The sequence below is a fragment of the Niveispirillum fermenti genome, from assembly GCF_048066175.1.
Lineage (GTDB): Bacteria > Pseudomonadota > Alphaproteobacteria > Azospirillales > Azospirillaceae > Niveispirillum > Niveispirillum fermenti.
In genome coordinates, this window is record NZ_JBLTXA010000010.1 from 21,909 (window position 1) to 41,367 (window position 19,459).

Sequence of the window (19,459 nt, forward strand, 5' to 3'; positions counted from 1 at the left end):
GAGAGGTTTCTGGATCATGGCGATTGAACGGATCGGTGGTGTGAAGACGGGCACGGGCGGGCAGGCGCTGCCCTTCTGCCAGGCGACGAGGGCCGGTGGTTTCGTCTTCGTGTCGGGCCAGGTGGCCATGGACGCGAACGGGGAGATCATTGATGGTGGTATCGTTGCGCAGACACATCAGACAATGCGCAATGTCATCGCCATCCTGGAAAAGGCCGGCTGCACCCTGGCCGACGTGGTGAAGACCAATGTCTGGCTGGATGATGCCCGCGACTTCCAGGCTTTCAACCGTGTCTATGCCAGCTATTTCCCTGATGGCCCGCCGGCCCGGTCCTGCGTGCAGTCACCGCTGATGGTCGATGCAAAGGTGGAGGTCGATGTCACCGCCTATCGGGAGCCGGCCTGACCATGGATTTGTCGCTGGGCTGGTACGCCTATCCCTGGAACCTGCACGACCCGGCGGGTGATCTGGCCCGCATGCGCGATGCCGGCATGACGCACCTGACGGTGGCCACGTCTTATCATGCCGGGAAGTTCATTCAGCCGCGCGACCCCGTGGCACGGGTTTATTTTCCGGAAGATGGCGCCATCTATTTCCGCAGCCGGGGCCGCGTGCGGCATGGCGCGCTGAAACCGCAGATGGCGGCGGTGACCGGCGTGCGCGACGTGCTGGGCGAATTGTGCGCGGCCGGGACGATGCCCGTCCGGGCCTGGACCGTGCTGAACCACAATACCCGCTTGGGCATGGCGCATCCGGACTGCACCGTCCGCAATGCCTGGGGGGATGCCTATGTCTACAGCCTGTGCCCGGCCCATCCCTTGGTGCGCGACCATGCCGTTGCGCTGTGTACCGACATCGCCGACAGTCTGGACGTGGAAAGCCTGCTGCTGGAAACGCCGGGCTGGCTGACCTATGCCCATGGCTATCACCATGAATTCGCGCAAAGCGGCCTGCCGGCTGAAATCGAGGAACTGCTGGGCCTTTGCTTCTGCGACCATTGCCGGGCAGGGGCGACGGCGGCCGGGATCGATGCCGATACGCTGCGGCTTCAGGCCCGCGCCGCCATTGACGCAGGACTGGCGGGCGCGACGGCGGCCGTGGACGCGGACCTGCTGGCGGCTTTTCACGCCTGGCGCTGTGGTATCGTCACGGCCCTGTGCGCGGAAATCCGCCTTGCCGTGCGGGCGGCGGTGGCGGTGCGTGTCATCTCCACCTGCCAGCGCCCGCATGCCACCACCTATCGCGAGGGGGGAGACCTGCGGGCGCTGAACAGGGTCACCGACGGGCTGGAACTGCCCATCTACCAGGGATCGGCTGCGCAAGCGGCGGCGGACCTGCGCCATGTCCTGGATTTACTGGCGGGTCAGGCACCGGTGCCCGGCGTCATCCTGCGTCCCGGCCTGCCCGACATGGGCAGCGAGGCGCAACTGACCGATACGCTGGCTTCCGTGCGGGCGCAGGGTGTCAACGATATCTCCTTCTATAATTTCGGGTTGCTGCCGGCACCCCAGATCGGCTGGGTCGATCGGGCCGTGCGGGCATTGCGCGGGGGTGGGGCCAATGGCTGATTTTACGGCGAAGAACGTCCTGATCACCGGGGCGGCCGGCGGTATCGGTGTCGGGCTGTGCCGGCATTTCCTGGATGCGGGTGCCCGTCTGCTGGCCCTGGACATGGATGCAAGCGGGCTGGACCGGCTGGCGACGGCCATGGATGGCGGAGAGCGGCTGCGGGTGGTCGCGGTCGACCTGACCGATCTGGCCGCCGTGCGGGCGGCGGTGGCTGCATTCGGTTCCGTCGATATCCTGATCAACAATGCCGGGGCGGCGGCGGCCACGGCGCTGGCCACCCTGACGCCAGAGGCCTGGGCCCATGATCTGGGTATCAACCTGACGGCGGCCTATCATTGCGTGGAGGCGGTGAAGCCGGCCATGATCGCGCGCGGCGCCGGTGTCATTGTCAATATCGGCACGGTCAACGCCATGACGGCCCTGGGTCATCCGGCCTATAGCGCGGCCAAGGCGGGGTTGATCTCCTATACCCGCTCGCTGGCCATCGAATATGGGCCGCTGGGCATCCGCGCCAACATCATCTGCCCCGGTACGGTGCGCACCCAGGCTTGGAACGCGCGGGCAGAGCGCAATCCGGAGATATTTACGTCCTTGCGCAAATGGTACCCGCTGCGCGACTTCCCCGACCCGTCGGACATCGCCAAGGCCGCCGCCTTCCTGGCCGGTGACGATGCGCGCATGATCACCGGTGTGGTGCTGCCCGTGGATGCCGGCCTGACGGCGGGCAATCCGGTAATGGCGGCCGAACTGACGCTGGAAAAGTTCTGATCATGCTGACCCTCGTCCCCCTTCTGTCTGAGCCGCTGCCCCCGGGCACCAAGGGGTTGCCGCCGCTGCCCCCTGGTTTCACGCTGGACCGGATCGCGGATCAGGGCTGGCGGGTGCTGGCAGGTGATGTGCCGCTGCCGGTTGCGGTGCTGAAGCGGTCCGCCATGGACCGCAACATTGCCCGCATGCAATCCTATCTGGCCACCGGCGGCATGAAACTGGCGCCCCACGGCAAGACCACGATGTGCCCGCAATTGTTCGAGCGGCAATTGCAGGCCGGGGCCTGGGGCATCACGGTGGCCAATGTCCAGCAGCTGGCCTTGTGCCATGCCATTGGCGTGGAACGGGTGCTGATCGCCAACGAGGTGCTGGGACGGGCGGAACTGGCCGCCTTTGCCGGCATGAGCGCCGAGGCTCCCGGCAGCACCTATCACCTGTTGCTGGACAGTGTGGCGGGGGCGCGGCAGGTGCAGGCGGCCATGGCGGCCCGGCCCGACGCGCCACCGGCCCGCGTGATGATCGAGGTGGGGTTTCCCGGCGGCCGCTGCGGTGTGCGCAGCCTGGCCGACGGTTTGACCCTGGCTGACGAGATCCAGCGCCTGGACCGGCTGCGGCTGGTGGGGGTGGAGGGGTATGAAGGGTTGCTGCCCGGCCCCGAGGCGGTGAACGCCTATCTGGACATTGTCGTCCGGCTGCTGACCATTCTACGCGCCGACGGACGCTTTGCCGACCCCGACCATATCCTGCTGAGTGCCGGAGGGTCGGCCTATTTCGATCTGGTGACCCGGCTGTTCGGCGGGGTGGGGGCACCGGATATCGTGCCCATCCTGCGCAGCGGCTGTTACATCACCCATGATGACGGCTTCTATCGTCGTCTGTTGGGCGACGTGGCGGCACGCGGCCAGGCGCCCGGCCTGGAGCCGGCGCTGGAGGTCTGGGCGCGGGTACTGTCGCGGCCGGAGCCGGGGTTGCTGGTCCTGTCGGCCGGCAAGCGCGACCTGTCGCATGATATCGACCTGCCCACCCTGAAATCCTGGTACCGGCCGGGGCTGCATGAAGCGCCGCAGCCGGTGGCCGGCTGGCGCATCACGAAGCTGAGCGATCAGCATGCCCATGTCCTGGCCGAGATGCCGGCGGCGGCGACGCCGCTGGACGTGGGCGACATGGTGGCGCTGGGCATTTCCCATCCCTGCACGACCTTCGACAAATGGCGCGTGCTGCTGGAAGTCGATGACGGCTATCGCGTCACCGGCGGCCTGAAAACCTTCTTCTGAAAGGGCCCGAAACGTGGATTCGGACATCCAACCCGATCTGGTGCTGCGTGGCGGCACCGTGATCGACGGCACCGGCGCGCCCGGCTTCACGGCCGATGTGGCGGTGGGCGGCGGGCGCATCCTGGCCGTCGGCGACCTGCGCGACCGGCGTGCGCGGCAGGAGATCGACGTGGCGGGCCGGGCCGTGGCGCCCGGCTTCATCGATGTCCACACCCATGACGATCTGGCCTGCCTGACGAACCCCGACATGGCGGCCAAGGTCAGCCAGGGGGTGACCAGTGTCATTGTCGGCAATTGCGGCCTTTCCGCCGCCCCTCTGCGCCTTGCCGACGGGGTGGAGGAGCCGTTCAACCTGCTGGGGGCGGCAGGCGATTTCCGCTATCCAGATTTCGCCAGCTACCGTGCCGCCGTGGAACGGACGGTGCCGCGTGTCAATGTCGGCGCCCTGGTTGGCCATTCCGCCCTGCGCCTGATGTGCATGGATGATCTGGGCCGGCCTGCCGATGCGTGCGAATGCGGGGCGATGGGCGACCTGTTGCGCGATGCCCTGCGACAGGGTGCCCTGGGCCTCAGTTCAGGGGTGTTCTATGCGCCGGGGGCGGCGGCGGATATCGCGGAACTGACCTGTCTGGCGCATCTGGTGGCGGCGGAAGGCGGGGTCTATACGGCTCATATCCGCAACGAATATGACGGGGTGGCCGATGCCCTGCGCGAGGCCTTCGCCGTGACGGCGGCGGACAGGCTGCCGCTGGTCATCTCCCACCATAAATGCGCCGGCGTGCGCAATTGGGGCCGATCGGCGGAAACGCTGGGCCTGATCGACGCGGCGCGGGTATCGCAGCCGGTCTTCATGGATTGCTACCCCTACAATGCCGGTTCCACCGTCATCCGCGCCGATCTGGCGGATGGGGAGATCGAGGTGCTGGTCAACTGGTCCGAACCGCATCCGGAAATGGCTGGCCGCACCATGAAGGACATCGCTGCGCAATGGGGCTGCACCCAGGCGGAGGCGGCGACCAGGCTGATGCCAGGTGGGGCCAGCTATTTCCAGATTCATGAGGATGACATGCGTCGCATCCTGTCGCACGAGGCCTGCATGGTCGGTTCCGACGGGTTGCCCAACGATCCACTACCCCATCCACGGCTCTGGGGCACGTTCCCGCGCGTGCTGGGCCGGTATTCCCGTGACCTGGGGTTGTTTCCCCTGGAACAGGCGGTGCATCGGATGACGGGCCTGTCGGCTGCCACCTTCCAGCTTGGCGACCGGGGCCGCATTGCACCGGGCCTGGCCGCCGATATCACCGTCTTTGATCCGGCTTTGATCCAGGACCGGGCGACATACAGCGATCCCAGGGCCATGGCTGCGGGGATCGACCGGGTATATGTGAACGGTATGCTGGCCTGGGCCGAGGGCGGGCTGGCGGGCGGGCGGGCGGGCCGGTTCCTGGCGCGGTCAGGCTGCTGCTGATCCCAACACCGCCTGCGCCGGTCCCAGATGGGCGGCGTAGCGGCGCCAGCCGCCCACCGATGATGTGTTGATCGGCTGGCGGACCTGCACCGCGCTGGCCGTGGCCACGGCGGCGCGGTTCTCCTCGATCCGCACGCAGGCCGGATGCCAGGACAGGCCGCAGAAATTCAGCAGATCGCGCACGCAAGGCTCCGGATCGGCCACCAGCGCCTCATACGCCACCATTTTGAACCGGCCGGGCAGCAAGGCTGCCCAGCGTGTCGCCAATTGCCGGAAACCGGTGTAAAATTCGGCCGCCGCCGCCAGATCCAGGGAATAGCGGTAGAGCGGGGTGGCAAATTCGAAAAGCTGGCGATAGTTGCTGACCACGCTGTCCAGCGGATCACGGAGCAGACAGACGAAACGGGCATGGGGCAGCGCGGCGGCGATCAGCCCGACCAGTTGGACATTCAGGTGGAACTTGTCCAGGAACCGTTCCGCCCCGCCGGCCAGTTGCCGCCCCTTTTCCACATAGGCATGGCCGATCCCGTCAAGGTCCACGCGGCCCGATGCCACCCGTTCCAGCATCGCCTCATCCACCAGATGGCGTGTGGCGACGCCAGTCGCATGGCGCAGCAATTGGGCGAAATGCTGGAACTCCCCGATGGAGGTCAGGTCCGGATGGCCTGACAGGATGCGGTCGACCAGCGTCGTACCCGACCGGGGCATACCCACGACGAAGATGGGTTCGGCCCGGCAGGTGCCGGTGACGGCAGGGGGGGAGGCCGCCAGTACCGCCGCCGGCGCCTTGGCACTTTCGCGCGGGTCGGCGCCCAGGGCTTTCAACAGCGCCGCCTTGCCGTCGCGCAGGTGGATGAAGGCCTCGTCATACCGGCCCAAAGCCTCGCATTCCTTGGCAGCGGCATGGGCCAGATGGATGCGGTCGCGGGCGTCGGGGACCGTTGCGATCAGGGCGGTCAGCCGGTCCAGATGGTGGTGGTCGGCTGTGATCCCCCCCAGTGATGTCAGGGCTGCGTGCGCCTTGATATATCGCGGGGCCAGACCGATGGCCGTTTCCAGTGCCCGGCGGGCACCGTCGAAATCGCCCGTGAATTTCAGGCTGCTGCCCAGGTTGAAGTGGACGGCCGGGTTGCGTGACCCTTCATCGGCGGCACGGCTCAGCACGACGGCCGCCTTTTCATGCTGGCCAAGCCTTGTATGGATGGCGGCGATGGCGTCCAGTACCAGGTCGGACAGGGGCGAACAGGCCAGTGCCGCCCGCGCGCATTCCTCCGCTGCCGCGATATCCATGCGCCTTGCATGGCATTTGCCCAGTTGCGCCCGGTATTCGCCGGTGGTCGGGGCCAGTGCCACGGCCCGTCCGCATAATTCCAACTCCTCCGCGAACCGTCCCATGTCCCCCATGGCGCGGGCCAGCAGCGACCAGCCGGCGGCATCCGCCGGATCACCGGCCAGTATCGGCCGCAGCAGGGCCTCTGCCCTTTCAGGCCTGCCGGCGATCAGGGCCGCCAGTGCCGGAGCATGGAAATCGTTCTGCCGAATCGTTACGGTCATGAAGGGGACCATATGGAGTTTTGCTACATCGGATGATATCATACCGACATGATCATCTGCCCTGAATTCATTTTTCTGCATCTGCACAAGTCCGGCGGGACTTTTGCCAACCAACTGCTGCTGAAATGCGTGCCGGGCGCGCGGCGGGCGGGGTATCACCTGCCCTATGCGGAACTGCCGGTATCATACCGGCACCTGCCCGTGGCCGGCACCGTCCGCAATCCCTGGGACTATTACGTCTCCTGGTATTTCTTCCAGCGCCAGCAGGAACGGCCCAATGCCCTGTTCCTGACCTGCTCCGACAATGGCGCACTGGATTTCGCCGGGACCATCCGCAACCTGGTCACTTTGCATGAGGATCCGGCGCGGATAAGGGTGCTGGAGGCCGCGTTTCCGACGGAATTCATGCAACATGGACTGAACCTGACCAGCCGCTGTATCGCCGGTATCCGGGGCACCGGCCTGGGCTTCTACAGTTTTCTCTATCGCCGGCTTTATGCCGGCGCTGCTGCACCGCGGATCATCCCCACCGAACACCTGCGTAGCGGGTTGCGGGCACTGCTGGCCGGCCTGGCCGTGCCCGCGGAGCCGCTGGCGACGCTGTTCCTGGAGCAGGCACCGCCGATGAACACCAGCCGGCATGGTCCCTTCCGTGACTATTACAGCCCGGCGCTGCGCGATCTGGTGGGCCTGCATGAGCAGGCGGTGATCCTGGCCCATGATTATCGGTTCTGACTCCATGTAGTAACATTGATACAAAAATGATTGATTTGTGCGCTCAAAAATGTAACTTACCGACATCCGGTGCTTCCATGCGGGACTGAACCCGGGGAAGGCAGGAACGGGACACATAAGACGGCCGGCATCGACCGGCACGGGGGGTAGAGCGATGGAGCATTTCTTTAAGGGTCTTCCACGGCGTGGCCTGCTGCTGACGGGCGCATCGGTGCTGGCGCTGACGGGCTTCGCGCCGGTTGCGACTGCGCAGGAAACAGACAGTCAGTCCTATGTGCTGGAAGAGATCATCGTTACCGGCGTGCGCGCCAGCCTGAAAAGCGCCATCGACATGAAGCGCGCGTCGGACGCCATTGTCGATGGCATTTCGTCGGAGGATGTGGGCAAGTTCCCCGATGCCAATATCGCGGAAGCGCTGCAGCGCATCCCCGGCGTCTCTATCGACCGCTCGGGCGGCGAAGGGCGCTATGTCAGCATCAATGGTCTGGGGTCGGACTTCGCCAACGTCCTGTTCAATGGTCGTCCCATTGCCAGCGAGAATGCCGGCCGTTCCTTCAGCTTCGACACCGTGGCATCGGACCTGATCGGCAATGTCCTGGTCTACAAAAGCCAGCCCGCCAATGTGGCGGAGGGCGGGGTCGGCGGCACCGTCGATGTGGTGACCGCCAAGCCCTTCGATTTCAAGGGTTTTCAATTCGCCGGCAATGTTTCGGTGAATTACGAGGAGAACAGCGAAAAGGCCACGCCGCAGGTTTCCTTCGTCACCTCCAACCGCTTTCATGATGGTCGGCTGGGCATTCTGGCGTCGTTTGTGCATCAGGAGCGCAAGCAGCGCACCTATGATGTCCAGAACAGCGGCATGATCCACAACCTGTTCTTCGATGCCGACGCCTATGCCTATGTCTCCGACGACCGGGACGAGGCCTGGCGCATGCAGGATCTGACCCGGTCCGTGGTGGAGGAAGACCGCACCCGGACCGGCGGCACCCTGGCCGTGCAGTTCGAGGCGACGGAGAACCTGACGCTGAGCCTGGATTATCTCTATTCCCGCTTCAAGGTGGAGACGGAGATCAACAGCGCCAGCAACTGGTTCTGGGCTGTGCAGGACACCAACCGCAACGTCATCGATGCCAATGGTTCCTACACCACCTTCGACCATGGCATCGGCTATGACCTGACCGGCTATGCCTTCAACCTGACCCGCAAGAAGCGGCCGACGGTGACGCAACTGGGCGGGTTCAACGCAGCCTGGGAACCGTCGGACAGTTTCAAGGCCGTCTTCGACGCCTCCTATTCCACGGCGCGCAATGACAATCGCGGCCTGGATGAGAGCCAGACGCTGGAAATCCTGAATCAGCCTGGCTTCCTGGTGCATATGGATGGCGGGGTTCCCTGGTTCGAACAGAACGGCAATCTGGTCGACGAGGCGAACCAGCGGCTGCTACGCGCCCGTATCAACAAGAATAGCGGCGCCTATGTCGACGCCAGCACAGGCCAGGCCAAGCTGGACACAAGCTGGAAGGCGCTGGACAACCTGACCCTGGATATGGGGGCCGCCTATACCGAGGCGCGCAAGACCAACGAGAATTGGGAAACGCCGTTGCCCATCCAGCGCCTGTACCAGGCCAACGCCATGGGACAGGTGATCGACTATGACAGCATCGTCAGCGGCATCTATCGCGGTGGCAACAGGTTCGGCAACGACAAGCTGAACGCCGACATGTTCCGGATCGATGGCGAGGCCCTGCGCAGATGGATGGCCGACCCCGTCAACCTGGCCAACCGCACCCGCAATGCCGGGGCCGGCGGTCTGGCCGAATTCATCGCCAATGGCCGCAGTTGGAAGGCGGTGGAGACGGGCGACAGTTTCGAGATCAAGGAGAAGGTCACCTCCGGCTATGCCAGCGTGAAGCTGGATGACACGATCGGGTCCATGCCGATCAATGTCACGGCCGGCCTGCGCGTCTCCCATACCGAACTGACCTCGTCTGGCCGCATGCGGGTGCTGACCAACCTGGCCGTGCAGCCGGGCGACAATCCCGGTGTGCTGTACAAGGAATATGCCAGCGCCGACCTGACAGAGATCAGCGCCGACCACACTTATACCAACTGGCTGCCATCCTTGAACGTGAAGCTGGATGTTCACCCCGACATGGTGCTGCGCGGGGCTGTGTCGCGGACCATGACGCGGCCGACGCTGGAGGATCTGGCACCCCAGATTTCCTATGGCAGCACCTTTGTCGTGGCCCGCTACGCCACGGGCAGCAATCCGAACCTGAAGCCCTTCCTGTCGACCAATTTCGATGCCTCGGCCGAATGGTACTTCGCCGATACCGGCGCGCTGGCTTTGGGTTATTTCCGCAAGAAGGTTGACAATTTCATCGTCCAGGGCACGGCGGAGGAGGTCATATCCTCTGTGGCGAACCCGGCTTACCAGACCTTCATCGTCACCCGGCCGGTGAATGCGGAAAAGGCGACGATCGAGGGGGTCAACGCCTCCTTCACCTATGCCTTCGACATGGGCTTTGGCGTACAGGCCAACTATACCCATGTCACCAGCAACGCCACCCTGGACAAGGCACAGCCCAATGTCAGCTTTGCGCTGCCGGGGCTCAGCGACACGGCCAATCTGGTGGGCTTCTATGAACGGGGGCCGTTCTCGGCGCGCCTTGCCTATAACTGGCGGTCGGACTTCTTGGGCTCGCTGCTTTATAACGGCACGGGCGAACCGCAATATTTCGCGCCCTATCACCAGATCGATGCCCGCCTGGGCTATCAGGTGACAGAAAGCACGGCATTGACCGCCACGGCCGTGAACCTGACGGAGGAAAAGGTGAAAGCCTATGGCCGCTACAGCAACCAGTTCCTGGGCTATACCGACTATGGCCGCCGGTTCACCCTGATGCTGTCGGTGAAGCTGTGAGGGCGGCGTCGATCCTGCTGGCGGCAGCGCTCCTGACGACGGTGCCGGCCTGGGGGCAGCAGCCCCCGGCGCCGGCCGCCACGGCAACCCTGTCGGTCGATCATCTTCTGCCGCTGATGCAGGAATGGCGCGGCAGCGGCGGCACCCTGTCGCTGGCCGCGACATCCACCCTGGCGCTGGACCCCGCTGCCCCCGCCGACTGGACGGGGGAAGCGGAACTGCTGGCGACGGATCTGGCCAGGGTAACGGGCCGCCCCTGGCAGGTCGTGCGAAGGACGGCGCGAGACGGCGAGGTGGCCCTGCGCCCCGCTGCCGCCCCCCTGCAGGCGGAGGGGTATCGCCTGTCCGTCGATAAGAAGGTCACCGTGGAGGCATCGGCTGGGGCGGGCCTCTATTATGGCGGGCGCACCTTGCTGCAATGGCTGCTGACGGCACCCGATCCGGCCCAGGCGTTGCTGCCGCGCGGGATGGGCAGCGACCACCCCCAATATGGCACGCGCGTGGTCATGCTGGATTTGGGGCGCCGCTATTTCCAGATGCAGACCATCAAGGCCCTGATCGCCCGTATGGGCTTTTATAAGCTGAATACCCTGCATCTGCATTTCACCGACTGGCCGGCCTTCCGCCTGGACAGCCCGCGCTATCCCGGTCTGGCCCCGGCCGGCGCCTCCTACAACCGGGAGGATGTGAAGCAGATCGAGGCCTGGGCGGCCCAGCACCATATCACCATCGTGCCGGAGATCGACATCCCGGCCCATGCCGTGGCCCTGACCGATTACAAGCCTGAACTGGGTTTCAAATGTCCGTCCATGCGCTCGTCCCACTGGCTGCGGGAAGCCGCACCCGATATCGGGGACAAGGCCTGGACCATTGACATCACCAAGCCGGAAAATGCCGAATGGCTGAAGGGCCTGCTGGGGGAATTCATTCCCTGGTTCTCCGGCCCCTATTTCCATGTCGGCGGTGACGAATATCAGTATGACGTGGACAAGGAACGCTGCCCGGAACTGATGGAAGCAACGAAGCGCATGGGCCTGAAATATCCGGGCGATGTTTTCATCAACTGGATCAATCAGTCCAACCAGGTGGTGAAGGCCCACGGCAAGCGCACCATGATCTGGAGCTGGTGGGGTTTCAAGGATGACAAGACCTCCACCCTGCCGGATCGCGACATCATCGTGGAGGTCTGGAACCAGGATATGGAGGCCCAGATCAAGAAAGACGGCTTTGATGTCATCCTGACGCCGGAAGACACGATGTATGTGACCCCGTGGGAAGATATCGACCGTAACAGCAATTACGGCCTGTTCGACCTGGAGAAGGTCCATGAGCATTATCCCCATGATACCTCGCCGCAGGTGCTGGGCTATGCCCTGGCCATCTGGGCGGACCGGGCGGAACGGCACACGGACAATTACTTCCTGAGCCGGGCAGAGGAACCGATGCTGGTCATGGCCGAACGGCTGTGGACCGGTCCGGCCCGGGGCAGCGTCTGGGACCTGATGCGCCGCGCCGACCGCATCGACGCGGCCCGGCGCGGGCTGGCGGAACGGTAATAGCCTGTTCCACTGACCCTGCCGGTCGCTGCCGAACCGGATGCGGATGAGTGAAGCTGACCAGCATCCGGTTTGACCCTTCAAGGTTCCATTATCATGAGCAAACCCGCCTTCCTCGGCATCGATTGGGGAACCACGAACCGGCGCGTCCATGTGTTGGGTGCCGATGGTTTCCTGCTGACAACGCAGGCTGACGACAAGGGCGTGCTGTCCCTGACCCGCGACCAGTTCCCGGCGGAAATCGCGGCCTTGCGCGCCCGGTTTGGTGACCTGACCGTCATCGCGGCCGGCATGGTGGGGTCGGCGCGGGGCTGGGTGGAGGTGCCCTATCTTCCCTGTCCCGTCACGTTGGGCGAGCTGGCCGGCCGGCTATGCTGGGTGGAGCCGGGGCGCACGGCCATCGTGCCCGGTGTGGCGATTGCCGATCCGCTGCGGCCGGAGGTGATGCGGGGCGAGGAGGTGCAGATCCTGGGCGCCGTCCAGGCCGGGTTGGTGCCACCCGATGCCCTGCTGTGCCAGCCAGGTACGCACAGCAAATGGGCAACCCTGTCCGGTGGCACGCTTACCGGCTTTCGTACCGCGATGACGGGGGAACTGTTCGCGTTGCTGCGCCGGCATAGCCTGTTGTCGGGCCTGCTGGACGGGCCGGTTGAACCGGGGCCTGATTTCGATGCCGGACTGGCGCTGGCAATGCAGGGCGCGCCGCTGGGCCGGCTGTTCGGGGAACGGGCCGCGGCCCTGCTGGGCCTGCGCGATCCGGCGTCGGTGGCGGCGCGGGTCAGCGGGCTGCTGATCGGCGGCGATGTCGCGGAACAGGGGCTCGCTCCCGGTCAGCCCGTGCATCTGCTGGCCGATGGGATGCTGGCCCGGCTCTACGCGACCGCCATCGGTGCGGCGGGTGGAACCGTCCATCCGGTCTCCAGTCAGGCCGCCTTTCTGGCCGGCATCATACGTATCTGCCTTCATCAGAACCTATGGTCCTGATGAAGGCATCCCTCATGCGCCGGTGCCGCCATCCGGCGGCTGGGCTTGCGCGCGCATGGGCGCGCCAACCATGTTGCGATGAGTTCAACTCACCGCAACATGGTATTACATCCATCTGGAGCACGATCCGATGATTGCGCTTGAAACACTGACCCGAGCCCTGAACGAATGCCCCCTGGTCGCCATTCTGCGCGGTATCACCCCGGATGAGGTGGAGAGGGTGGGGGAGGTGCTGGCCGAGGCGGGATTCGTGATGATCGAAGTGCCGCTGAACTCCCCCGATCCGCTGCGCAGCATTGAGAGGCTGGCCCGCACCCTGGGGGACCGGGTGCTGATCGGGGCGGGCACCGTGCTGAACAGGGCGCAGGTGGCGGCGGTACATAGTGCCGGTGGGCGGCTGGTCGTGTCCCCCAACGCCGATGCCGACGTGATCCGGGCCAGCGTGGCGGCTGGCATGGTGTCGTTGCCGGGTTTCCTGACCCCGTCGGAGGCCATGCTGGCTATCGCGGCCGGTGCCACGGGGCTGAAGCTGTTCCCGGCGGAGGTGGCATCGCCCCGCTTCCTCGCTGCCCAAAGGGCTGTGCTGCCAACGCAGGTGCCGGTACTGGCCGTGGGCGGCATAACACCGGAGACCCTGCATGAATGGCGTCCCATGGCCGATGGCTTCGGCCTGGGCTCCGCCCTCTACCGCCCGGGCATGGATGGGGCGGCCGTGCGGGCGGCCGCCCTGCGGTTCACGGCGCGACTTCGGAGACCTTGATTTGATGTCGCGGGGCGATGGGAGGGCCGCTGCGCTGCTTCACATATTGTGCGCTCCTGGTCCCACCGTCTCGATGAAGCGGGTGACCGCCGCATCCACGCCGGCCGCATCGGCGCTTTCCTGGTTATAATTATCCAGGTCCAGGCGCAGCACGGGGATGCCCGCTTCCTCCAGCGCCCGCAGCACGAACGGGTCGGCATCGGTCAATGCCACGGCCCCCTGGACGCCATGCAGGCGGGCATCACGCACGTGCCAGGCACCGGCCCAGGTGGGCATGCGCAGTTCGTCGCCCATGGTGACGAAACGCGCGGCGAGTGCCCGCATCGGGTCGCGCCCCCGGTCGTGATGGCGGATATAGCCATCGGCGGCAAGCGACAGATACATGGAGCAGACGAAGACCGCGCCATGGCTTTCCTCCCAGCGCTGGTAGAAGCCCATATCGCTCCACAGGCCGCGACCTACCCACATCAGGCGGACGCGCTCCTTCGCGCAGGCAGCATCCCCCGCCGCGGCACGGGCTGCCACCTCCTCATAAAGCGCCTTGGCGGCATCGCGGGCCCAGACGGAGCCGCGATGCCATTGCGGCACCATGGTGGCCGGCATCGTATCCACAATGCTGACGGGGGCGGGATATGTCGCGGCGATCAGGTCGCGGGTACGGCGATACCATTCCTCCTGCTCATTCACCAGATCCATCACTTCGGCGAAACGCTCCGGATCAAGATGTTTGCCCGTCGCCGCTTCCAGCCGCGCGACATGGGCCCGCAATTCCCCTTCCATCAGGTCCAGTCGCTCGGGCTCCAGATGCTGGTCCCAGTCGCCGGGCAGATCGTCCCACCAGTCGGTGGGGAGCTGCCAGCGGCTGTCGAAACTGCGCTGGTAGAGATAAAGGTCGGCCCCCGTCTCCATTGCCCACTGGCGGAAAAGGCGGGGGGTGGCGTCGGTGCCGGTCACGGCGGCCAGGAAATCCGGTTTCGGCAACCCGCCCCAGGGGGCATTCTCCGCATCCTCATCGAATGCGGCGGCCAGCCCTTGGGCGCTGTAGGCTTCCACATCGGCCGGATAATCCCGGTCGCGCAGCAGGCGGAAATAGCGGCCGGATTGCTGTTTCGCGGCCACGATGGACGCCCACCATTGGTTCACGACAAAGGGAATGTCCATGGCGCGCAGGATTTCCTGCGGTGCATTGGCATTGACCACGGCCAGCGGCGCGCCGGCCGCCACCTGTGCCCGCAGGCCCGCGAACCAGTCGCGCTGGAACTGCCCGAAACTGGCGACGGCGGACAGCGATTTGCGGCTGCGCGTCGGCGGCTTCAACGCTGCCCGGCCACCGCCGGCACGGGCGGGGGAGGGGGGTGGCTTTGGGGCCGGCGGTGCCGGCGGGGCCGTGGGATCGGCCAGGAAAGGGGCGAGCGTCGGGGGCATCTCACCATTGCCGTTCCAGGTCACGGCCAGGAAGGGCAGGCCGGCGGCGGCGCAGGCGGTCCGCAGCGGCTTCGTATCCCAGGGCGCCGCCTCGTCACCGGGGCGCAGGGCATGGAGCAGGGCGGCGGCACCGGCGCCTTTGGCCATGGTGATGATGGCGGCGGGATCGTCTTGGGTCCGGCGGGCCAGGGGGGCTTGCATGTCGCACCAGGGCCGCCCCCAATCCTGTCCCTCGCCCACCACAAGCGCGCCGGCCGCTTCCAGCCCGTCATACGTGCGGAAATCTTCCTGCGTGCTGCCGGTCAGGAACAGGGGCAATGCTGTAGGCACCACAGGCGGGGGATCAGCCAGCAGGGCCGACAGGGATGCTTCAACCTGTTCCGGCGGCAGGATGGCGGCGGCGGCCACGATCCTTGCCGCTTCGGCCCCCGTCAGCCGGCCTGCTGATCGCAGGTCCACCGCCTGGGCCAGCAGGGTGCGTAACCGGGCCTCGTCTGCTTCTGCCTGGGCCACATCACCCAAAGGTGCGCGGATATCGGCCAGCCAGTTCTGCGCCTGCGCCAGACGGTGGGCATTGTACCGCGCCACCGTTTCCCCCTCGCCATAGAGACGATCCAGGAAATGCACCGGCCCTAGCCGGTCACCCGCCTGTCGCGCCAGTTCGCGCAGGGCGGCGAAGACCTGGGGCTGTTCATTGTCGGCGCTGGTGATCAGGATCGGGTCGGGTTTGGCGTTGGCCCCCACCACCTGTTCCAGCAGCGACTTGCCCCGCACCGACAGGCCGGCGCCGCCCATCAGCGCGTCCATCATCGGCGTCGGGTCCGTTGTGGGAACCAGCCGCACGGGCAGCAGGCCTGCCGCACGCACAAGGGCGCGGGGGGCATCCACACCCAGCAGGCGAATGGGCCGAAACCCTTGGCTCCGCAGCGTTTCCAGCGTTCCGGCGGGATCGTCGGCGGCGGCCAGCAGCGGTGCCAGGGCGGGATGGCGGGCCATCAGATCACCCCTTGCTGCTTCAGGCGCTGCAACTGCTCGGGCGTGTAGCCGGTCAGGCGTTCATAGACATCGCTATTATGTTCGCCGATGGCCACCGGCAAGACGGGGTCGAAGCCGGTGCGCGCGCCGGAGAACAGGATGGGGATGCCCGCCGTGCGCAGGTCGATGTCAGAACTGTAGCTGGGATGGGCGATGGGCATCGTCTCGTTGCGGGTCATCACGCGCGGATCGACCAGCGCATCCTCCGGATGGCGCACAGGCGCCACGGGAACGCCCTCTGCCTCCAGGGCTGCCACCACCTCTGCCACCGGCAATGCCCGTGACCAGCCATTGATCCGCGCTTCCAGTTCGGTCGCGTTGGCGACGCGGGCGTCGCGGGTGGCGAATTGCGGATGCTGGAGCAGTTCCACCTGCCCCATGGCGCGGAACAGGCCGGCGGCCAGCTTGTCATGCACCGCCACCAGGGCGATGTAACCGTCCGCGCATTCAAACACGCCGAAGGGGGACAGGCGCTGTACCGTCAGGCCGGTACGCGACGGCATGCCGGCGGCGGCCATGGCCGACCAGTTCTCGATGGCGACGAACGACGTCAGCGCCCCCAGCATCGACACGTCGATATGCTGGCCCTCACCGGTCCGGTGCCTTTGTTCCAGTGCGGCCAGAATGCCGATCACGGCGAAGACGGGGGCCAGCATGTCGGCCATGGGCACCCCCATGCGCACCGGCGGTTCCCCCGGCGCACCCGACGTGTACATGGCGCCCGACAGGGCCTGGATGATCACATCCATGGCCTTGCCGCCTTCCGACCCGTTGGCCCCGAAACCGGACAGGGAGCAATAGATCACGCGCGGATTGGCGGCCTTGGCGGCGTCATAGCCCACGCCCAGCCGGTCGGCGGTGCCGCTGGTGAAATTCTCCACCACGATATCGCAGCCCTTCACCAGATCGGCAAAGACGGCCTTGGCGTCGGGGTGCTTCAGGTTCAGGCTGATGCCATGCTTGCCGCGCGCGCGGGTCAGGTGGGAGATGGAGATATCGTCCGCGTGCCGGCGTTCCACCACCACCCCGTCACGCCCCACATAGGGGCTGTTCTCCCGTGCCAGATCGCCGCCGACCGGGTCTTCCAGCTTGATCACCTCCGCCCCCAGCCCCGCCAGCAGCAGGGTGGCATAAGGGCCCGCCAAAGCGCGGGTCAGGTCCAGGACGCGCAATCCTTCCAGGGGGCGCTGCTGGCTGTTGTCGGTGCTGCTCATGCTCATGATCCTTGACGGGCGGACAGGGCGCCCTTGTCGCGCAGGGACTGGATGTCGGTTGGGGAAAGGCCGATGCCGGCCAGAATGGTGTCGCTGTCGCCGCCCGCCGGGGCCGCCGGTCGCGGCGGGGCGGCGGGCGTGTCGGACAGGCGGATGGGCAGGCCGATATGCGGGGCGGTGCCGCCACCCGGCAGCGGCACGTCAAACACCATGCGGCGCGCCCGGTTGTGCGGGTCGGACAGGGCGGCGGGCAGGTCATGCACGGGTGCGAATTGCGTATCCGCCGCCGCCAATATGTCCAGCCATTCGGCCAGGGTCTTGCTGCGGAAGATACCGGCCAGTGTGTCGGCGATTTCCGTCCGGCGGCTGACATCCATCTGCAAGCCGGCGAAATCCGGACGCCCTACGGCAACGCAGAAACGCTGCCAGTAGCGGGGTTCCATGTCGGTGGTGGTGATGAAACGTCCATCCGCCGTTTCCCAGATGCCGCTGTCGGCCCGTCGCTTGCCGCGTCCGGGTGCTTTCGACAGGTCGGGATTGCGGGAAAGGGTGCTGGCGATCAGGGCCAGCGAGGCGTCGGACATGGCGACATCGACATGCTGGCCCCGGCCCGTTACGCCCCGTGCAATGATGGCGGACAGGATGCCGATGACGGCGTTCGATCCGCTCAACAGATCGGCTACGGGCACGCCGGGGAAGCTGGGTTTGGCCGGGTCCTCCCCGATGCGGGACAGGGCGCCGGCGATGGCGAGTGCCACCGGATCATGCCCCGGCTTGTCCCGGTAGGGCCCCGTCTGTCCGCACAGCGTGACCGAGGCGTAGACCAGCCGTGGGTTGAGATCCAGCATGGCGGCGGCACCATAGCCCATGCTGTCCATCACGCCGGGCCGGTAATCCTCCACCAAAATGTCGGCCTTGGCCACCAGCGCCGCAATCACGGGGCGGGCGTCTGCGTGACCGGGATCAATGACCAGGCTGCGCTTGTTGCGGGCATAGATGTCACGGGCGCGCAAGTCCGCGCGGGCATCATCATCCAGCTTGTCCCAGCCGAACACCTGCGCCTGTTTGGCCAGTTCGCGCGGGTTTTCCACCCGGATGATATCGGCGCCCAGATTGCCCAGCATCCAGGTGCAATAGGGGCCGGGCAGGAACTTGGAAAAATCGACCACATTCAGGCCGGAAAGCGGGCCGTTCATCGCGCATCCTCCCGGCTGGTCCGGAACAGGGGGCCGGGCACGCGGAGGGTGCGGCCCGACACGGGATCGGCAAAGTCGGTGAAGGCGCTGCGTGCCGCGTGATGCGCGCTGTTCAGCACATCATCCGGTTCATCAATGGCAGACAGGCCCATGCCATGGCGGTTGGACTGGTCGGCCAGGAAGGCGCGGGTTTTGGTGGCGAAGAACGCCCCCACCACCTTCTCCCATTCCTTCAGCGTTTCCTGCGGCAGATCGGCGACCAGGATGCTCTCCCACTCCACCCCGGCCAGCGGCCCCGCCATGTCATCGGCCTGCATCAGGGCGACCATGGCACGCATCATGCCGGGATTGTCGACCAGGGCCCAGGTGACCCAGCCATCGGCCACCTTCCAGACCTGATTGACACCCGACTTCCCGCGCACCAGCAGATTGCCCTGCCGCCCGCCGACCTTGCCGGCCCAATCCCACATCACCGGCTCGCGGTAATTGGCCAGCACGGCAGATTGATAGGCCGACACGGTGACGCGCTGTCCCTTGTCCTGGCGGGCATGCAGCGCTGTCAATGCGCCGATCACCGCCTGGATGGCGCCCAGCGCATAGGCTTGCTGCCCCGGCAGGCGCAGCGGTTCCCGGTCCGGATCGCCGCCGATATGCAGCAGGCCCGACCGCGCCATCAAGGTCAGGTCGGTGGCCGGGCGGTCCGTACAGGCAAAGGGCGTCAGCAGCACATCGATCAGGTGCGGATAATCCGCCGGCGCCACACCCGGCAGCGGCCCATTGCGCAGCAGGATGTCGGCACCCGACAGCAGGGAAGGCAGGTCGCCATCGTCCAGCGCCACGCAACGCTTGTCCCGGTTCCACACCGGATCGGCCTTCTCGCCCTCCGCGGGGACCAGCCTTGTCACGGAGGCACCTAATTGCGCCAGCATATGGCCGGCCAGCGCGCCCAGTTCGCCCGTGGCGTCGATGATGGTCAGATGGTTCAGCATCATCATTC

The 19,459-nt window shown here is 66.1% G+C and carries 15 protein-coding genes; 10 read left to right on the forward strand and 5 right to left on the reverse strand.

Annotated features, from left to right (window positions below; all coding sequences use genetic code 11):
* Positions 1 to 16: 16 nt before the first annotated feature.
* From ACM9LZ_RS12275 to ACM9LZ_RS12295, 5 genes are read left to right on the forward strand one after another with little or no spacing between them, the layout of a single operon-like run.
* Positions 17 to 406, forward strand: a complete 390-nt coding sequence (locus tag ACM9LZ_RS12275; RefSeq protein WP_416619759.1) for a RidA family protein — start codon at positions 17 to 19, stop codon at positions 404 to 406.
* A gap of 2 nt (positions 407 to 408) precedes the next feature.
* Positions 409 to 1,569 (forward strand): hypothetical protein, encoded by a 1,161-nt coding sequence (locus ACM9LZ_RS12280; RefSeq protein WP_416619760.1) that lies wholly within the window; start codon positions 409 to 411, stop codon positions 1,567 to 1,569.
* Entirely contained in the window at positions 1,562 to 2,338 is a 777-nt protein-coding gene (locus ACM9LZ_RS12285) for an SDR family oxidoreductase (protein WP_416619761.1), read from the forward strand. Before ACM9LZ_RS12280 ends, ACM9LZ_RS12285 begins: the two co-directional genes overlap by 8 nt.
* Before the next feature lie 2 nt (positions 2,339 to 2,340).
* Positions 2,341 to 3,612, forward strand: a complete 1,272-nt coding sequence (locus tag ACM9LZ_RS12290; RefSeq protein WP_416619762.1) for an alanine racemase — start codon at positions 2,341 to 2,343, stop codon at positions 3,610 to 3,612.
* 13 nt (positions 3,613 to 3,625) lie between these two features.
* A complete protein-coding gene (locus tag ACM9LZ_RS12295; protein WP_416619763.1) occupies positions 3,626 to 5,080 on the forward strand; it encodes an N-acyl-D-amino-acid deacylase family protein in 1,455 nt (484 codons plus the stop codon).
* Here ACM9LZ_RS12295 and ACM9LZ_RS12300 read toward each other — a convergent pair.
* Positions 5,066 to 6,634: a tetratricopeptide repeat-containing sulfotransferase family protein gene (locus ACM9LZ_RS12300; RefSeq protein ID WP_416619764.1), complete on the reverse strand. Its 1,569-nt coding sequence runs from the start codon at positions 6,632 to 6,634 to the stop codon at positions 5,066 to 5,068. The genes ACM9LZ_RS12295 and ACM9LZ_RS12300 overlap by 15 nt on opposite strands.
* Positions 6,635 to 6,682: 48 nt before the next feature.
* Between ACM9LZ_RS12300 and ACM9LZ_RS12305 the strand changes: the two genes are divergently transcribed.
* From ACM9LZ_RS12305 to ACM9LZ_RS12325, 5 genes are all read left to right on the forward strand, one after another.
* Positions 6,683 to 7,369, forward strand: coding sequence for a hypothetical protein (locus ACM9LZ_RS12305; RefSeq protein WP_416619765.1), 687 nt, complete (start codon positions 6,683 to 6,685; stop codon positions 7,367 to 7,369).
* Positions 7,370 to 7,523: 154 nt separating this feature from the next.
* Complete coding sequence (locus ACM9LZ_RS12310; RefSeq protein WP_416619766.1) at positions 7,524 to 10,292, forward strand: TonB-dependent receptor; 2,769 nt, start codon at positions 7,524 to 7,526, stop codon at positions 10,290 to 10,292.
* Positions 10,289 to 11,848, forward strand: coding sequence for a family 20 glycosylhydrolase (locus ACM9LZ_RS12315; RefSeq protein WP_416619767.1), 1,560 nt, complete (start codon positions 10,289 to 10,291; stop codon positions 11,846 to 11,848). Before ACM9LZ_RS12310 ends, ACM9LZ_RS12315 begins: the two co-directional genes overlap by 4 nt.
* A gap of 96 nt (positions 11,849 to 11,944) precedes the next feature.
* Positions 11,945 to 12,832: a 2-dehydro-3-deoxygalactonokinase gene (locus ACM9LZ_RS12320; protein WP_416619768.1), complete on the forward strand. Its 888-nt coding sequence runs from the start codon at positions 11,945 to 11,947 to the stop codon at positions 12,830 to 12,832.
* Positions 12,833 to 12,962: 130 nt separating this feature from the next.
* Positions 12,963 to 13,592, forward strand: a complete 630-nt coding sequence (locus ACM9LZ_RS12325; RefSeq protein WP_416619769.1) for a 2-dehydro-3-deoxy-6-phosphogalactonate aldolase — start codon at positions 12,963 to 12,965, stop codon at positions 13,590 to 13,592.
* Positions 13,593 to 13,631: 39 nt separating this feature from the next.
* On the opposite strand, the gene ACM9LZ_RS12330 is transcribed toward ACM9LZ_RS12325, so the two are convergent.
* From ACM9LZ_RS12330 to ACM9LZ_RS12345, 4 genes are read right to left on the reverse strand one after another with little or no spacing between them, the layout of a single operon-like run.
* On the reverse strand, positions 13,632 to 16,013 hold the full coding sequence (locus ACM9LZ_RS12330) for a 2-hydroxyacyl-CoA dehydratase (protein ID WP_416619770.1): 2,382 nt from the start codon (positions 16,011 to 16,013) through the stop codon (positions 13,632 to 13,634).
* Positions 16,013 to 17,266, reverse strand: coding sequence for a CaiB/BaiF CoA transferase family protein (locus ACM9LZ_RS12335; protein WP_416619771.1), 1,254 nt, complete (start codon positions 17,264 to 17,266; stop codon positions 16,013 to 16,015). The genes ACM9LZ_RS12330 and ACM9LZ_RS12335 overlap by 1 nt, the downstream gene beginning before the upstream one ends.
* Positions 17,267 to 17,268: 2 nt before the next feature.
* Positions 17,269 to 18,462: a CaiB/BaiF CoA transferase family protein gene (locus ACM9LZ_RS12340; protein WP_416619772.1), complete on the reverse strand. Its 1,194-nt coding sequence runs from the start codon at positions 18,460 to 18,462 to the stop codon at positions 17,269 to 17,271.
* Entirely contained in the window at positions 18,459 to 19,457 is a 999-nt protein-coding gene (locus ACM9LZ_RS12345) for a CoA transferase (protein ID WP_416619773.1), read from the reverse strand. Before ACM9LZ_RS12345 ends, ACM9LZ_RS12340 begins: the two co-directional genes overlap by 4 nt.
* Positions 19,458 to 19,459: the final 2 nt, after the last annotated feature.

Excerpts from the sequence above, each read along its gene's own strand:
- ACM9LZ_RS12325 (WP_416619769.1), top strand. The coding sequence starts at position 12,963 with ATGATTGCGCTTGAAACACTGACCCGAGCCCTGAACGAATGCCCCCTG.
- ACM9LZ_RS12290 (WP_416619762.1), top strand. The coding sequence starts at position 2,341 with ATGCTGACCCTCGTCCCCCTTCTGTCTGAGCCGCTGCCCCCGGGCACC.
- ACM9LZ_RS12330 (WP_416619770.1), bottom strand. The coding sequence starts at position 16,013 with ATGGCCCGCCATCCCGCCCTGGCACCGCTGCTGGCCGCCGCCGACGAT.
- ACM9LZ_RS12345 (WP_416619773.1), bottom strand. The coding sequence starts at position 19,457 with ATGATGATGCTGAACCATCTGACCATCATCGACGCCACGGGCGAACTG.
- ACM9LZ_RS12300 (WP_416619764.1), bottom strand. The coding sequence starts at position 6,634 with ATGACCGTAACGATTCGGCAGAACGATTTCCATGCTCCGGCACTGGCG.
- ACM9LZ_RS12335 (WP_416619771.1), bottom strand. The coding sequence starts at position 17,266 with ATGAGCAGCACCGACAACAGCCAGCAGCGCCCCCTGGAAGGATTGCGC.
- ACM9LZ_RS12310 (WP_416619766.1), top strand. The coding sequence starts at position 7,524 with ATGGAGCATTTCTTTAAGGGTCTTCCACGGCGTGGCCTGCTGCTGACG.
- ACM9LZ_RS12305 (WP_416619765.1), top strand. The coding sequence starts at position 6,683 with ATGATCATCTGCCCTGAATTCATTTTTCTGCATCTGCACAAGTCCGGC.
- ACM9LZ_RS12275 (WP_416619759.1), top strand. The coding sequence starts at position 17 with ATGGCGATTGAACGGATCGGTGGTGTGAAGACGGGCACGGGCGGGCAG.
- ACM9LZ_RS12340 (WP_416619772.1), bottom strand. The coding sequence starts at position 18,462 with ATGAACGGCCCGCTTTCCGGCCTGAATGTGGTCGATTTTTCCAAGTTC.
- ACM9LZ_RS12285 (WP_416619761.1), top strand. The coding sequence starts at position 1,562 with ATGGCTGATTTTACGGCGAAGAACGTCCTGATCACCGGGGCGGCCGGC.
- ACM9LZ_RS12280 (WP_416619760.1), top strand. The coding sequence starts at position 409 with ATGGATTTGTCGCTGGGCTGGTACGCCTATCCCTGGAACCTGCACGAC.
- ACM9LZ_RS12320 (WP_416619768.1), top strand. The coding sequence starts at position 11,945 with ATGAGCAAACCCGCCTTCCTCGGCATCGATTGGGGAACCACGAACCGG.